This is a genomic window from Burkholderia sp. 4NA327C6 (assembly GCF_005502655.1).
Taxonomy (GTDB): Bacteria; Pseudomonadota; Gammaproteobacteria; order Burkholderiales; family Burkholderiaceae; genus Burkholderia; species Burkholderia contaminans.
Genome location: NZ_SCNZ01000041.1, coordinates 26,212 through 42,210, shown reverse-complemented (window position 1 = coordinate 42,210; position 15,999 = coordinate 26,212). Strand labels below are relative to the sequence as shown.

Below are 15,999 nucleotides of genomic sequence, written 5' to 3'. Positions count from 1 at the left end.
GCGCGATATGTCTCCGGGTGCCGGGCCCGCCGCCGAAGCCGCTCGCCGCGACGCGTGGTGGGCGCGCCTGCGCGCCGCGCCGCACGGTTACGACCTGTTCCAGGCGCTGCGCTGGCTCGATGCGCTGTCGCCCGGACGCCCGCCGCTCGGCCATGCCACGCGGCCGCGCGACGAGACGGTGCGGCTCGGGCAGCAGCCGTCGCTCGCGTTCGCGGCGTCGATGCTGGCCGGCGTGAGCGATGACGGCAGCGGCATGCCGCCGCGCATCGCGATCCACGGGTTCGGACTGTTCGGCCCGAACGGGCCGCTGCCGACGCACCTGACCGAATACGCGCACGAACGCGCGGCGCAGCACGACGACCCGACATTCGCCGCGTTCGCCGACCTGTTCCATCACCGGCTGATCCTGCTGTTCTACCGCGCGTGGGCCGACGCGCAGCCGACGGTGAGCCTCGATCGCCCGGAACGCGCACGGTTCGACGGTTATGTCGCGAGCCTGATCGGGCGGGCCGCGCATGGCGACAAGCCCGTCACGAAAGCCGACATCCATGCCGACGCCGACACGCTCGCGCCGCATGCGCGCTATTTCCACGCGGGCCATCTCGTGCGGCACACGCGCAACCCCGAAGGGCTCGTGCAGATCCTGCGCCGGCATTTCGGCGTCGAGGCTCGCATCGTCGAGCACGTGCCGCAATGGGTCGCGATCGAACGTTCACAGCGCTGCACGATCCGCGCGACGCGGCCGACGTTGCGGGTCGGCGCCGTTGCGCTCGGCATCGCGGTGCGCGATGCGCAGTCGCGCTTCCGGATCGTGCTCGGCCCGCTGTCGCTCGATGCCTACCGCCGTTTCCTGCCGGGCGGCCCGCATGCGCGGCAGCTCGCGCAATGGGTGCGCGAATACGTCGGCATCGAGTTCGACTGGGACGTGCAGCTCGAACTGGCGGCCGACGCGGTGCCGGCGATCGCGCTCGGCGCGCCGCAGGGCATCGGCCGCACCGCGTGGCTCGGACAACGGCTCGACCCCGGCCCCGCGCGCGACCTCGTCGTCCGCTACGACGTGCGGCGCGGCGGCGCCCCCCTTCATCGCGAAACCGCCTAAACGGGAACCGTCATGTCCGATATCGGCCGCGCCAACCTGTTCGGAAAGCTGAATCCGTTCCTCTACGAGACGCTCGAGCAGGCGACCGGCTTCTGCCGGCTGCGCGGCAATCCGTACGTCGAGCTTGCGCACTGGTTCAAGCAGATGCTGCAGCGGCCCGACGGCGACCTGCAGCGCGTGCTGCGCCACTTCGGGGTCGATGACGCCGCGATCGACCGCGGGCTCGTGGCCGCGCTCGACAAGCTGCCGCGTGGCGCGGGCTCGGTGTCGGATCTGTCCGTGCATATCGATGATGCGGTCGAACGCGCATGGGTCTACACGACGCTGAAGTACGACGCGACGCGCATTCGCGGCGCGGTGCTGCTGCTCGCGATCCTGAAAACACCGCAGTTGCGCAACGTGCTGCTGGCGATCACGCGCGAATTCGAGCGCATCGTGCCGGACGTGCTCGCCGACGAACTCGGGTCGATCGTCGAAGGTTCACCAGAGGCGCAGGCGGCCGGGCAGACGGCTCCTGGCGGCGACACGGGAATGCGCGGTGCAACCACAGCCGCCTCCGACGGCGCGGCGCTCTCACGTTTCGCTGTCGACCTCACCGCCCGCGCGCGGGCCGGCGAGATCGATCCGGTGATCGGGCGCGATCCGGAGATTCGCCAGATCGTCGACATCCTGCTGCGACGCCGGCAGAACAACCCGCTGCTGGTCGGCGAGGCCGGCGTCGGCAAGACGGCTGTCGCGGAAGGCTTCGCGCTGCGGATCGCCGCCGGCGACGTGCCGCCGTCGCTACAAGACGTCGCACTGTACCTGCTCGACATCGGGCTGCTGCAGGCCGGCGCGAGCGTAAAGGGCGAGTTCGAGAGCCGGCTGCGCGGCGTGATCGACGAGGCGATGTCGTCCGAGCGGCCGGCGATCCTGTTCATCGATGAAGTCCACACGCTCGTCGGCGCGGGCGGGGCAGCCGGCACCGGCGATGCCGCGAACCTGTTGAAACCCGCGCTCGCCCGCGGGCTGCTGCGCACGATCGGTGCGACCACGTGGTCGGAGTACAAGCAGTACATCGAGAAGGATCCTGCGCTGACGCGACGTTTCCAGCTCGTGCACGTGCATGAACCGGAAGAAGCGGCTGCGCTGACGATGCTGCGCGGCCTGGCCGGGAAGCTCGAGGCACACCATCGCGTGCTCGTGCTCGACGACGCGCTGGAGGCCGCCGTCACGCTGTCGCACCGTTACATTCCCGCCCGGCAACTGCCGGACAAGGCGATCAGCCTGCTCGATACGGCCTGCGCGCGCGTCGCCGTCAGCCAGCACGCGGTGCCCGCGCCGATCGAAGATGCGCGCCGCCGGATCGACAGCCTGCGCGTCGAACAGGAGCGGATCGGACGCGAATGCGCACTCGGCACCGGCGATACCGCAAGGCGCGATGCGATCGAGCACGACATTGCCGCCGCCCGGACCGAGCTCGACCGGCTCGACACGCGCTGGCGAACCGAACGCGACGCATTGACGGCGATCGTCGATGCCCGTGCGTTGCTGCTCGACGACGATCCGTCACACGCACTCGATGCGGATGCACGAGTTGCGGCGCAAAACCGTCTCTCGGCCGCGCAGCAGGCGCTGGCCGACCTGCAGGGCGATGCGCCGCTCGTGCTGCCTGCCGTCGATACGCACGCGGTGGCCGCCGTCGTGGCCGACTGGACTGGCATTCCGCTCGGCCGGATGGTGCGCGACGAAACGCAGGCCGTGCTGAAGCTCGCCGATACGCTCGGCGAGCGCGTCGTCGGCCAGCAGCACGCGGTCGAACTGATTGCCGAGCGCATCCAGACCGCGCGCGCCAAGCTCGACGATCCGAAGAAACCGCATGGCGTGTTCCTGCTGTGCGGCCCATCCGGCGTCGGCAAGACCGAGACCGCGCTCGCGCTCGCCGACACGCTGTGCGGCGGCGAACACAACGCGATCACGATCAACATGAGCGAATTCCAGGAGGCGCATACGGTGTCGACATTGAAGGGCGCGCCGCCCGGCTACGTGGGTTACGGGCAGGGCGGCGTGCTCACCGAAGCCGTGCGCCGCCGCCCGTACAGCGTCGTGCTGCTCGACGAGATCGAGAAAGCGCACCGCGACGTGCACGAGATTTTCTTCCAGGTATTCGACAAGGGCTGGATGGAGGACGGCGAGGGGCGCGACATCGATTTCCGGCATACGGTGATCCTGCTGACGTCGAACGTCGGCGCCGATCGCGTGATGCAGCTGTGCCGCAATCCTGAGCGTCTGCCCGACACGCAGACGCTCGCCGATGCATTACGCGCGCCGCTGCTCGACGTGTTTCCCGCCGCGCTGCTCGGCCGGTTGACCGTCGTGCCGTACTACCCGCTCACCGATGCGACGCTCGCGCGCATCGTCGCATTGCAGTTGCGGCGAATCGAGCAGCGGATCGATGAACATCATGGCATCCGGCTGCGCTGCACCGATGCGGCGACCGCGCTGGTCGTCGAGCGGTGCCGGACGATCGAATCCGGCGGCCGGATGGTCGACGCGATCCTCACGCACACCGTGATGCCGCGCATCGGCCGCGCAGTCCTGCAGGCCACGCTCGAGGGCCGCACGCTGGCGTCGATCGAGCTGAGCGCCGCCGACGGCGAATTCACGTACCGGTTCGACGAGGAGGAAACGACGTGAATCGCGTATTCACACTCGACAGCCCGCACGGCGACGGCCTCAAGTTCCATACGCTCGACGGCAGCGATGAACTCGGCCGCCTGTTCGAATACCGGATCGAGGCGCTCGCCGACAGTCACAGTCTGTCGCTGAAGGACCTGCTCGGCAAGCCCGTGACGGTGCGGATCGAACAGCAGGACCTGTCGACCCGCTACCTGAACGGGATCGTTGCGCGCGCATCGCTGTCCGGCCGGCGCGCCGAGCGCTACTACGGCTACGAACTGATCGTGCGCCCGTGGCTGTGGCTCGCGACGCGCCGCTCCGATTGCCGGATCTTCCAGAACAAGACCGTGCCCGAGATCGTGCAGGAGGTGCTGTCGACATACGGCTTCCCGATCGAGAATCACCTCGCCGAATCGTATGTGCCGCGCGACTACTGCGTGCAGTACAACGAGACTGATGCCGCGTTCGTGTCGCGGCTGATGGAGTTCGAGGGGATCTACTTCTGGTTCCGGCATGCCGAGGACACGCATACGCTGATGCTCGGCGACGCGATGTCGTCGCACACCGTGCTGCCCGGCTACGAGACGATTCCGTACATCGCGCGCGACCGCACCGCGATCGCCGACGAGGAGCACATCGACGGCTGGCTGCCGGCGCAGGCGGTGAGCGTCGGCCGGCACCAGACCACCGATTACGACTATACGAAGCCGCGCGCCGATCTTTCGTCGCAGAAGGTCGATCCGCGTGGGCACGATCACGACGGTTTTGCTTCGTTCGAGTGGCCGGGGGGGTATCGCGACGATGCACCCGGTGCGCATTACAGCCGCGTGCGGCTCGAGGAACAGCAGGCGGAACATGAGCGGGCGAGCGCCGATACCGACGTGCGGGGTGTCGCGCCCGGTTATCTGTTCACGCTCGAACATTGCCCGCGAGCGGACCAGAACCGCGAGTACCTGATCGTGCGGTGCCAGTACCGGTTTCAGGAGAACGCGTATGCGAGCGATCAAGGTGCGGAGGCCGTCGTGCATCAGACGATGATGCTCGTGCAGCCGTCGAGCCTGCCTTACCGGTCGCCGCGCGAGACGCCGCGGCCACGCACCAACGGGCCGCAGACGGCCACCGTCGTCGGGCCGCCGGGAGAGGAAATCTGGACCGACCAGTATGGGCGCGTGAAGCTGCAGTTCCGCTGGGACCGGTACGGGCAAAGCAACCAGGATTCGTCGTGCTGGGTGCGGGTGTCGAGTCCGTGGGCCGGAGGTGGGTTCGGGGGTGTGCAGATTCCGCGGGTGGGCGATGAGGTGGTGGTCGATTTTCTCAATGGCGATCCCGATGAGCCGATCGTCACCGGGCGGGTTTTCAACGGCGAGAAGATGCCGCCGTGGGGGTTGCCCGGAAGTGCGACGCAGAGCGGGCTGTTGTCGCGGTCGTCGCCGGGTGGAACGACCGACCACGCCAATGCATTCCGGTTCGAGGACAAGAAGGGCGCCGAGCAACTGTGGATGCATGCCGAGCGGAATTTCGATGCGGAGACGGAGGCCGATCACTCGCTGTCTGTCGGGAACAACCATACGCATACGGTCGGGAACGACGAAACGATGCAGGTGAAGAACAACCGGCAGAGGAGTGTGGGGCAGAACGAGACGGTGAATATCGGGCAGAACCGGGTCGCGCAGATCGGGGCGAATGAGACGCATGCAGTGGGTGGGAACCGGACGCGAACGGTCGGGAAGAAGGAGACCGTGACGATCGCGTCGGATCGCGAAGCGACAATCGGCGGCAGCCACACGGAATCGGTCACGCATGCCAAGACCGAAACGATCGGCGAAGGCAAGACGCTGAACGTCGGGCAGATGTACCAGACGACGTCGCAGGACATGAAGACGCTGGTTGCATCGGCGCATACCGAAGAGATCGGCACGAGAACGTCGACGATCGCAAATGCGCATACGCACACGGTCGGCGGCGAACACACCGTCAACGTCGGTGCGAACCATACGACGAACGTACAGCATCAGGTGACCGTCAACGCCGGCGACCAGCTTTCGCTCGTCTGCGGGATGTCGAGCATCGTGATGAAGAGCGACGGCACGATCTCGATCCAGGGCGTCAACGTCGCGTCGACCGGTACGAACACCCACAGCGTGAACGGCAAGACGGTGACGTCGTCGGCGACCGCCGAGCACACGGTCGAAGGTGCCGTCCTGAAACTGAATCCGTGACGGAGGCCCGCGCGAATGCAGAACTGGCAGCCGACCAATCCTGTGGAGCGCAGGTTCATGGATGCGCATACCGACTGGATGAGTTTCGCGAAAGAGCAGGATGCGCGATTGATGATCTGGCGGACCGACGAGACGGATGCGGAGCTCGTGCGGCTGTATTTCCAGGTCCAGGACGAAACGTCGTGCGCGGTCAGGACGATGCGGGCGTCGTTCGTCAACGAATCTGGTTATGCGAAGGCGCTGACAGACGAGCTCATTGCGTTCTACGACAGCCGGCGGGAGGCATCCCATGCGCAAGGCGTGCGTGCGGACTGGCAGGCGCCGTACGACGACGGCAAGAATCCCTTGCTGTATCTGTTCGCGGTTACCGATAGCCTCATGCAGCACCATCCGGATGTTTTTCCGGCGATGGTGTTCGTGCTGGAACCTGTGAAAGTGCGAGATGAAACGGCATGGGTGCGATGGATGGACGATTTGCTGTCGATCATTGCGATCGCGCCGCAGCTTGCCGAGCGTGTGCGCTTCGTCGTGCCGCGTATCGATATCGCGCCGTTTGCGTCGTTGATGCAACGGCATCGCGCCGCGGTGCGCGTCGTGCACGGCAAGTATTCCATGGCGAGCGTGCCGCGTGAGTTGCTGGCGGAATCGGGCGAGCGCGGGCCGAGCGGTGAGTTTCGACGGCATTTCGTGATGCTGACCGAGATGATCGAAGGCGGTAGTCCTGCCCGGCTGGAGGAACTGCGCGCGGCGGCGCTGAAGGTGGCAGAGCGCGAGCAGTGGTTCGATCAGTGCGTTGTCGTGCATCTGATCGCGGGGGCTGCTTATCTGAAGTGGCGTGATCGGGAGAAGGCGATCGACGCGTATCGGAGTGCGGCCAGCAGCGGTACGCGGGCGGTTGAAGCCGGGCATCCGGCAGGGCACAAGCTCGTGGCGAACGGGTTGTTCGGCGAGGCGAGCGTGCATTTGACGCACAAGGATTATGCACACTCGGCGTATTGCTACGAGCGCGCGGTGGCGTCGACCACGGCGGCGAAGGACGGGCTGATGACGGTCGAGGCCTGGCGGATGAGCGCGGTGTGCTGGGAGCGGGCAGGGGAGCGCGAGCACGCGCTGGAGGCCGGGTTCAATGCGCTCGATGCGGGGTTGATGATCGACGAGCCGATGCGGGCGAACAGCAGTCTGCCGATGGTTGTCGAGTGGATGGTGTCGCAGCTGGGTACGCAGGACCGACGGCGCAACGCGTTGAGCGAGAAGGTCGCGGCGTTGCGCAGTGGGCGCTGAGCGGGGGGGCGAAACCGTGGCACTTCTGGCCGTCAAGCACCTCGATCCGGTTGTTGGCGTCGACGTTCATTCGGTACTGGTCACGCCGGGTACACCGCCGGTGTTCCTGCCGCATCCTCATGTCGGGTTCATGCTCGATAAGCGCGAGTACATCCAGGCCGCAAAGGCCGTGGTTGGCTGCATTGCGACGATGATCGCGCAGGAGAAGGTGACTGAATACATCGAACACCATCCCGAAGATGTGAAGAAGCTGGAACACTTGGCAGATGAAGCGAATCAGCAAGTCAATGAACTCATGGGCGGTGGAAAGCTGCCGGACTTCAAGAACGATCCGACTATCGCTGAGGGCATGAGATTGGCGAAAGACGCCAATCGGATCAAGAACCGCATAAGTGACGATCTCGGCTCGAACGTCGGGTCAGGTGGCAGCAGCGGCAGGCCGATTTTTGTGAACGGGATGATGCGTGCCACGGCGGGTACCCATGCGTATCACGTTCCGGGGTTGCATTTTCCGCTCGGGGAGTCGTTTGCGCCGCCGCCTGAGGAGGTTGAACCGTCGAACGACGGGGAATCGTTCATGGGCAGCAAGACGGTGCTCGCCAACAACGATCCGATGTCGTACATGGCGCTGGAGGCGTTGAGTTGCTGGTCGGTCGGAATGGAGCCGCCTCCGCATAACAGCGCGCATACGGATCGGACGTATCCGTCAATGCCGAGTTCGGTGATGTTGCCGATTCCGGCGGGACGGCCGGTGTTGGTAGGTGGGCCGCCGATCGTGAACATGGCGGCGGCGGCGAAGGGCTTGTTCAAGGCGTTTCGTGGTTCGAAGTGGGCGAAGGCGCTGGCGGACAAGCTGCATTTGAAACCTGGGTTTCTCAAATGCAAGGTGCTAGACGCGGAGCCCGTCGACTCGATCACCGGTGAAGTGATCGTACAACAGCATGACTTTACGATTGCAGGGCGATTCCCCCTCATCTGGGATCGCTACTATGCAAGTCACAATATGCGGCATGGAGCAATCGGAGTGGGATGGCAAACGCTGGCTGATATCCGACTTCAACTTATTCACCACGAGAACGGGGTGGGTATTTCTGCGCACTTTCCTGATCACACGACGGCTTTCGACGCGATGCCAAGTACAGGCGGATCGCCAACGAACATATATGACTGGCAGTACGGGCACGTGTTATACCGGCGGGGCGAATACCTTGTCTTACGCACGCGTGCCGGGATTGAGCACGAGTTTGTGGTACCGACGCACTGGCAACACTCAGCGGAAACGCTAGGAGGAAACACAACGGTAGCGTTGCTTGTTGAACGTATGATCGATCCAAACGGTAATGCCTGGGCATTCGAGCGTGGATCTGAGGGCGACCTTGTACGTCTGGTCGAATGGAGGGGAGAAGTGACGAGCGGACGCACGATCGAGTGCGACGCATTCGTGAATAGTCGGGTGGAAGAGCAAACAAAGCTACTCACCGCGTTGACTTTGATCGATGCGAACGGCCATGCACACCCGCTCGTTGCTTACGAGCATGACCAGAATGGAAATCTGATTGCCACACGCGACGCGATGGGACAGCCGCATCGATTCGCTTACACGGATAGTCATCGAATGATTCGACACACGAGTGCTCGGGGGATATCTTTTTATTACAGTCACCTGCAACACGACGATGGTTTGTGGCGCGTCGATCACGCCTGGGGTGAAAAAGGAATTTTCGATTATCATTTTGTCTACGATGTCGAACATCACGAGACGAGAATTACCAATTCCCTGGGGCACACAACAATCCTTCAGGCCAACGAGCGTGGTATGCCTGTAGCGCGTATCGATCCGCTCGGTGGTATATGGAGTTACTGCAGCGATACACGAGGCCGCACTAACGCAGCGACTGATCCCGTGGGACGCACTACCATGTGGTCTTACGACATATACGGCAACCTACTTGATCAAACATTACCCGACGGCACCGGCATACACGTGAAGTACGGTGCGAATCACAAGCCATTGCGTGTGACAGACATGGGAACAAGACAGTGGCAATTTACTTGGGATGACCGCGGCAACCTTATCGAACAGGTATTGCCATCGCAAGCACGCTCACTGTACAGCTACGATATACTAGGACAACTTATCTCGTTTACCGGTCCTCGCGGCGCCGTGACCAACTTTACTTATGACGATGACGGTAATCTTACAGATGTCGTCAACGCGTTGGGACATCATGCCCGATACACCTATGATGCGCGCGGAAACGTGATTCATACAGTCAACGTGTTGAATCAAGTAAGCCGTTACGAGTACGATCGCAACGGTGATATAATTAGTGCAATAGAACCCGGAGATCGGAAATTTTCTTGCAGTTACGACAGTGACCGCAATCTGATACGTTACCGCGATTCAAGTGGAAGAATCACTCAATTCGAGTACTCATCTCTCGGCCAAATTACGAAACGATCGGCACCAGACGGAAGTACGGTCGAATATCGGTACGACACTGAGGAGCGACTGATTGGTGTTGTCAATGAGCAAGGTGAGCAATATCAGTTGAAACGTGATTCCTTGGGGCGCCTCGTCGAGGAAGTCGATTACTGGGGACAATCGCGACGCTATGAATACAGTGCGGCGGGAGATTTGCTGCGTAGCTTTGATCCGATGGGGCAAGTAATTGAGTACGAAACGGATACGCGCGCCCGTGTCGTGCAGAAGCGCATAGTCGATCAACGGCAGCCCAGCGGATTCCACATGGAAAGGTTCTCGTACGACCATATTGGCAGATTGAATGTTGCAGAAAATTCCAATATTCGCGTCGAACTTGAATACGACACCGCCGGGCGCGTAACCCAAGAAAAGCAGGGCAGCGATTTCACGATTACCAGTAAGTATGACTCGGCAGGTAATCGTATCGAACGTCGGACCTGCCTAGATACAGGCAGCAGAATCGTCACACATATCGTTCGTTACAGGTACGACTTGCTGGATATGGTCAGCTCCATTCAAATCGACGACGCAGAACCGATTGTGTTTGACCGAGATGCTCTTGGCAGAATTCGCTTCGAACAACTGGGACCCGAATTGCGCCGGGAGTTGTCGTACACGTCGGAAGGATTGCTGGCAAGGCAGTCCTTGCACTCCGATGCTGGCGTGTTGTCCTTTAACGAATACACACATGACACCAATGGCGAACTTCTTGAAAAACGCGACTCTCGTTTAGGTACCGATCGGTATCAATACGATCCGATGGGCCGACTGATTGGGCATATCGAACCTGCGGGGAAATTACAACGTTTTCTATACGACCCGGCAGGTAATTTGATGAAAACACGAATTCGTCTTGATCCGCAGCACGGTGTATTCGGCCAGGATCCACACATCGATACCTGGGTCCGAGAAGGTGAGTATGGCGATTTTTTCTATACGTATGATCGCGCCGGCAATCTGACTCACAAACAAGGAGCCAATCAGGATCTAGTTTTGCACTGGAATGTTTCAGGTCAATTGATAGAAACTGAGTCGACATCGCCAACGTCACTGCCGGAGACTGAGTGCCGCACATTATATGAATATGATGCACTACACCGACGTACGCGTAAGATCGTGCACGCAAAACATGGACGACATCAATCGAGATCAATCAAAAAAAATACCGAAACGCCATCATATGAGTGCCGCTACTTCTGGGATGCCGCAACAATGATTATTGAATCCGTTTCCGGTATCGACGAAAAATCGCAGGGCAATCATATGCAATCGAAGCAATCGATCCACCAAGAGCGCGAGTTGGTTTATTATCCCGAAACCTTCCAGGCTCTGGTCGCCTTATACGGGAATCACCATCAACAAAGCGACCCCAGTTCCGCAGATGCGGATTCGTACCACAGTTCCGGGAAAATATTCGACACCTCGGCACACCTGAAAAATATTTCATTCTTCTTCGATAATGATTTAAATGGCACCCCCGTGAGAATGCTTGATCATTCTGGCCTATTGGTGTGGGAGGCTCGCTATGGATCGCTCGGAAAAGTTATCGATATCAAAACAGATGTCGTCGAGCAACCGATTAGATTGCAGGGGCAAATTTTCGACAAAGAGTCAGGATTGCACTACAACCGATATCGATATTTCGATCCAGATATCGGATTTTTTGTCAGCCAAGACCCAATCGGACTTGCGGGCGGGGTAAATCCATATCAGTTTGCCCCAAATTTATTTAGGTGGACCGATCCAACGGGGTTGGAGAAAGATCATTTGAATCACGTCCGCGCCACTATTATCATAGGAAATGGAAATCCGAAAACGTACGAGAGCGGATCGAAGGGGCACGCCGAGCAAGATGCATTTTTCGACAATTTACTTAACATAAAAAATCAGCATGTTACGCTCACTGATATCGAGGGAGACTATCGCAGCAAAAGTCAAGGAAATTTCACTGCACCGGCAACGATATGCACCGAGCGTTGCAGGAGCGAATTGTTCTGGGGCGCACACATTGGAGACGCCGCCTCTTTAACCTTCCCAATGGCAATCAACAAAACATTCCGGCGAAACGTAACAATCGACAAGAAACACTTCAAATATCTCGCAGAAGAGATGGAGCGAATAGAGAAATCCACAACCCACGCAGGATCCCGAGCAAGAAAACAATGGGACGTTATTATGAGTTGCGAGCAAGGACAATGCAGCCATCCTTGACGATCAGCACGATCGTGTCGTCGGAGTCGGGCGGTCTGAATTAGAAAATGAATCTTCGCAGATCTTTTTTATTTGACATAACGTGAATTATCGAACTACTTGGCGTAGGTCCCAAGCTCAGATGTCGCGTTTCCGCCAAATAAGTCTCGACTCAGTGTGTTATCGGTTGCCCCAGCGGTTGGAAGCCATGCGTAACAGCGCTGCATTGGCTGCACGCAGATCGAACAGCTCCGCATCGAAACCGGGGCCGATCCAGTTTCGGTAACGCGCTGCCTGTTCACTGTCCGGATCGTCGGATAACGTATCCAGGAACGCCTCATAGCCCCTTGGGCCGCCCACGTCCTCCGGCGGACAAGCACGAGCGCCGTCAATGACTTGGGCTTCTCCCCACGGTTCGCTCTCGACCGTTTCCATCTTCTCAACCACGACGTTGTGATTCCAGCCGTCCCCGAAGTCGTATCGATAAATGAAGCGCGAACCTGGCTTCAGGACCGTCTGCAAACGAATCTTCCTGTCGTCGGCAGTCGTGCCCGGGTCAGCGAAGTCCATCACGTCATCGACTTCGAACATGGCGTAGGTCATGCCGTCGATCAGGAAGTCGTGCAGATGGGTGTCCTCCCACCCGAAGGCTGCCTGCAGAATATGATGCAACTTGCGCAGAGATTCGGTTCCTTCGACTTCGATCCGACGCCAGATCGGCGGATCAATATGCTGAAGCGTCACATTGAGGGTGAAACGCTGGAACGATTTTGGCATTTGATCTCCGGAGAACGGGAATCTGCACGATTATCGACCTGGGTTGATTCCTCGGGATCCACTTGGAAGCGCGAATCGAAAATCGCTTCCGGTCAGCTTGGTAGGCGAATTCTCTTATGTCAATTCGGCATCACAGATGCTGACCGCCCGTAATCCAGCCTCGCGCAGCCACGGTCGGCTAAAATCCCGGCGCTTGCAGAACGCAGGCGAATACGGGGCCAATGACGGCTGCGTCGCGTCATCCCGCGCGGCACGGCCGTCGATCGCGGCGGAAACGAAGGCAAGACGCCGCAACTACACAACGCGGATCGAAGGTAGCGGTATGGCAAAGGTGCTGTTGCTCGACGACGAGGTCGAGTTGCGCGAGGAAATCGCCGCATTCCTGGAAAAGCGCGGCTGGACGGTCGATCAGGCTGGCACGGTCGCGGAGTTCCAGGCACGGGCGTCGGATCTCGCATTTGCGATCATCGACGTGATGCTGCCGGACGGGAGCGGTTTCGACGCGGCCGTGTGGCTCAGGGCCCGGCATCGCGACTGCGGCATCGTCATGCTGACTGCCCGCGGCGAGACCCAGGACAAGATCGACGGCCTGATTGGCGGCGCCGATCACTATCTCGTCAAGCCGGTGAAGCTGCTCGAACTCGACGCCATTCTCCAGGCGCTCGGCCGCCGGGTAGCACACGACTGGCGGCTCGACTGCCAGGCGCGCGTGCTGACCGCGCCGGCCGGCGGCCGGCTCGATCTGTCGGCCAGCGAGATCGCCCTGCTCTCTCTGTTGGCGCGCCATCCATCCAAGGCCGTGAGCCGGCGGCAGATCGCGGAGGATTTCGGCTTCGACTGGGTCGACTACGACGAACGCAGGCTCGAGACGATGGTCAGCCGACTGCGGCAGCGCTGGCGAAGCGAGGCCGGTTCGGAACTGCCGCTGAAGACCGTCCATCGCACCGGCTACACGTTCGCCGTGCCGCTGATGCTGGCCTGAGCGGCAACGGCCGCCCGGTTCGCGTCTGCAGGCAAAAAGACCGTCGCCCGGCAGCCGTGCCCTGCCTCACTGACGAGGTTCAATGTGCCGCCCTGCATCTCGACCATGCGGCGCGCCAACGGGAGGCCGAGGCCCGTTCCCGGCTTGCGGCCCACGTTGCGGCCTCGAAAGAAACGATCGAACACGTGCGGCAGGTCCGCCGGCGCAATGCCGGGGCCATCGTCTTCCACTTCCAGCTCCACACCGGCCGGCACACGCCGGCCGCGCAGCACGATCCGGGTGCCGCCGGGCGTGTATTTGACGGCATTGTCGGCGAGCGTGCGCAGCACGAGGCGCGTGAGGCTGCCGTCACACAGGAAGGCGTCCGGCAGGTCTCTTGCGTCGATTTCGAGGCGGTGGCCATCGGACAGCGCCCCGGCGGCGGCGGCCGCATCGTCGAGCAGCGCTGCCAGCCGAGTGGCGCCGATGCGGGTCCCACGTCGCAGCAGTTCGAACCCGTCCTCGTGCAGCGAGTCGTTGATCAGCACCGTCAAACGCTGCGTCGCGCGCAGGATTTTCCGGTAGCGCGACGAGGTCAGCGGATCGGCACGGGAATCGTCGAGGTCAAGATTCTGGGCGGTGGCGTCAATGACGGCCAGCGGCGTCCGCAGCTCGTGCGACACGGTTGCCAGAAGCTGGCGCTGCTCGTCCTGTGCGCGCTTTTCCATCGCGAGCGACGCTTCCACTTGTTCCATCGCTTCCCGAAGCGCCTGGGTGCGCAGCGCGACCTTGGCTTCCAGGTCGCGCTCGGCCTGGCGCGCGACACGCAATGCGTCAGCCTGTGCCGCTTCCATCGCATTGCGCATCGCGTTGTAGCGCGAGCTGATCGCCGAATTCATGATCAGCATGAACGCGAGCATGCCGAGATATCCGCCGTTGTCGGCGAGCAGCCCCGGCGGAATCCAGCCGACGTTGCGCGCGACCCGGAGTGCACTGCCGCCGAGCAACAGCAGCAGCACGAGCACGACCACCCGCGCATGCCGGTGTCCGCGGGCAGTGAGCCAGAGCGCAACGCCCATCGTGACGAGGATGACCGCCATCTGCCAGAACAGGTAGAGCGGGCGCACCCACCAGACATTGACGACCAGCATCAGGGGTGCGGCTGCCAGCGCCACGACGATCGTCAGTGCGGAAAAAGCGATCGTCGGACGCCGCCAGCGCCCGTTGAACAGGCCGAGGTAGTGCGCGGTGAACAGCGTGCCGACGGGCGTGCCGAGCAGCCAGCTGAGCAGGTAGATCGCATTGCTGGCGACCGGAAAGTCCGGCAGCAGGTATTGATAGATGTAGCCTTCGGCGCCGAGCGCTGTGAGCAGGTTCACGATGACGCTCAGCCCGTAGAGCCCGAACGACGCATCGCGCGTCACCCGGAACAGCCACAGGCTCGAGACGAGCAGCACGAGATGCGCGGCGTCCAGCAGGCCGAACAGCAAGGATTCCTTGCTCGTGGCAGAGATGAACGCGTCGGGCGACCACAGCGTCATCGAGAAACTCATGGTGCTGGCGCTGCGGATTCGGAGATAGAGCGTGACCGGCTGGCCCGCCGGAAGATCCAGGCGAAACACGGGGTTGCGGTACGCGATGTCGCGTTGCTCCACCGGCTTGCGATCCCCTGCGACGTGGCGCTGGTACCCGCCGCCCGGCTGCGGCACGTACAACGTGACGTCGTTCAGCAGCGACGACCGCAATTCCAGCAGCCACATCGGCGGTGCGCTCGCCGGACGGGTCACGGTCAGGCGCAGCCATGCCGCGCCGTTGACATAGCCGAGCGCGGGCTCCGACGTCTGGCCGACGAACGCGCGTGCGACCTCGGGCTGCGACATGCGCTCGATCGTGAGCGTGTTGCCCGGGTCGCGCAACAGATCCCAGCCGTTCCGGATGCTGACCTGCCCGCCGTCCGGCAGCGTAATCGGCGTTGCCGCGAAGGCTCCCGAGGCCAAGGTAATCAGGATGAGGAAGATGAGCCGGAACATCACGCGATTCGTACTCGTGTCTGCGATCGGGCGACACTATAACCGAACATGCGATGCCCGCCGGCACGCCGATGCCGTTCGCGCTCCGGATGTCAGAACTTGTCAGTTTTCGCTGCGCACGCTCATTTAAGATGCACGCCAATCAAGGAGGCCGGGCGCGGTTCGCCGACAGTGAATGCCCGACACCCTTGACCAGCAACGCTACCCTTGCCTACGCCCCGCACGACGACGGCGCATCGACGCCGACAACAACGATATGGCCGGGCTGGCGGCGGCATTCCGACGAGCATGGACAATAT

The 15,999-nt window shown here is 61.7% G+C and carries 8 protein-coding genes; 6 read left to right on the top strand and 2 right to left on the bottom strand.

What is annotated here, in order from left to right:
* The first annotated feature begins 7 nt into the window (after positions 1-7).
* Genes tssG through FFS49_RS31250 form a run of 5 tightly spaced genes read left to right on the top strand, consistent with a single transcriptional unit; the run spans position 8 to position 11,953 of the window.
* Positions 8-1,099 carry a type VI secretion system baseplate subunit TssG gene (gene tssG / locus FFS49_RS31270; RefSeq protein WP_224755667.1) on the top strand — a complete coding sequence of 364 codons (1,092 nt, stop codon included), beginning with the start codon at positions 8-10 and terminating at the stop codon, positions 1,097-1,099.
* 12 nt (positions 1,100-1,111) lie between these two features.
* Positions 1,112-3,775, top strand: coding sequence for a type VI secretion system ATPase TssH (tssH, locus tag FFS49_RS31265; protein WP_105815225.1), 2,664 nt, complete (start codon positions 1,112-1,114; stop codon positions 3,773-3,775).
* On the top strand, positions 3,772-5,976 hold the full coding sequence (gene tssI / locus FFS49_RS31260) for a type VI secretion system tip protein VgrG (protein ID WP_105815224.1): 2,205 nt from the start codon (positions 3,772-3,774) through the stop codon (positions 5,974-5,976). Before tssH ends, tssI begins: the two co-directional genes overlap by 4 nt.
* Before the next feature lie 15 nt (positions 5,977-5,991).
* Positions 5,992-7,257: a hypothetical protein gene (locus FFS49_RS31255; protein ID WP_105815223.1), complete on the top strand. Its 1,266-nt coding sequence runs from the start codon at positions 5,992-5,994 to the stop codon at positions 7,255-7,257.
* Between the two features lie 16 nt (positions 7,258-7,273).
* Positions 7,274-11,953 (top strand): RHS repeat-associated core domain-containing protein, encoded by a 4,680-nt coding sequence (locus tag FFS49_RS31250; RefSeq protein WP_226285406.1) that lies wholly within the window; start codon positions 7,274-7,276, stop codon positions 11,951-11,953.
* Positions 11,954-12,112: 159 nt separating this feature from the next.
* Here the strand turns inward: FFS49_RS31250 and FFS49_RS31245 are convergent, their stop codons facing one another.
* A complete protein-coding gene (locus tag FFS49_RS31245) occupies positions 12,113-12,709 on the bottom strand; it encodes a plasmid pRiA4b ORF-3 family protein (protein ID WP_105815222.1) in 597 nt (198 codons plus the stop codon).
* Positions 12,710-12,845: 136 nt separating this feature from the next.
* Here FFS49_RS31245 and FFS49_RS31240 point away from each other — a divergent pair, with 136 nt between their 5' ends.
* Complete coding sequence (locus FFS49_RS31240; RefSeq protein WP_232357039.1) at positions 12,846-13,691, top strand: response regulator transcription factor; 846 nt, start codon at positions 12,846-12,848, stop codon at positions 13,689-13,691.
* On the opposite strand, the gene FFS49_RS31235 is transcribed toward FFS49_RS31240, so the two are convergent.
* Complete coding sequence (locus tag FFS49_RS31235) at positions 13,658-15,700, bottom strand: sensor histidine kinase (protein ID WP_105815221.1); 2,043 nt, start codon at positions 15,698-15,700, stop codon at positions 13,658-13,660. The two genes, FFS49_RS31240 and FFS49_RS31235, sit on opposite strands and share 34 nt — an antisense overlap.
* Positions 15,701-15,999 lie beyond the last annotated feature (299 nt).

Excerpts from the sequence above, each read along its gene's own strand:
- FFS49_RS31245 (WP_105815222.1), bottom strand. The coding sequence starts at position 12,709 with ATGCCAAAATCGTTCCAGCGTTTCACCCTCAATGTGACGCTTCAGCAT.
- FFS49_RS31235 (WP_105815221.1), bottom strand. The coding sequence starts at position 15,700 with ATGTTCCGGCTCATCTTCCTCATCCTGATTACCTTGGCCTCGGGAGCC.
- tssH (WP_105815225.1), top strand. The coding sequence starts at position 1,112 with ATGTCCGATATCGGCCGCGCCAACCTGTTCGGAAAGCTGAATCCGTTC.
- FFS49_RS31240 (WP_232357039.1), top strand. The coding sequence starts at position 12,846 with ATGCTGACCGCCCGTAATCCAGCCTCGCGCAGCCACGGTCGGCTAAAA.
- tssG (WP_224755667.1), top strand. The coding sequence starts at position 8 with ATGTCTCCGGGTGCCGGGCCCGCCGCCGAAGCCGCTCGCCGCGACGCG.
- FFS49_RS31255 (WP_105815223.1), top strand. The coding sequence starts at position 5,992 with ATGCAGAACTGGCAGCCGACCAATCCTGTGGAGCGCAGGTTCATGGAT.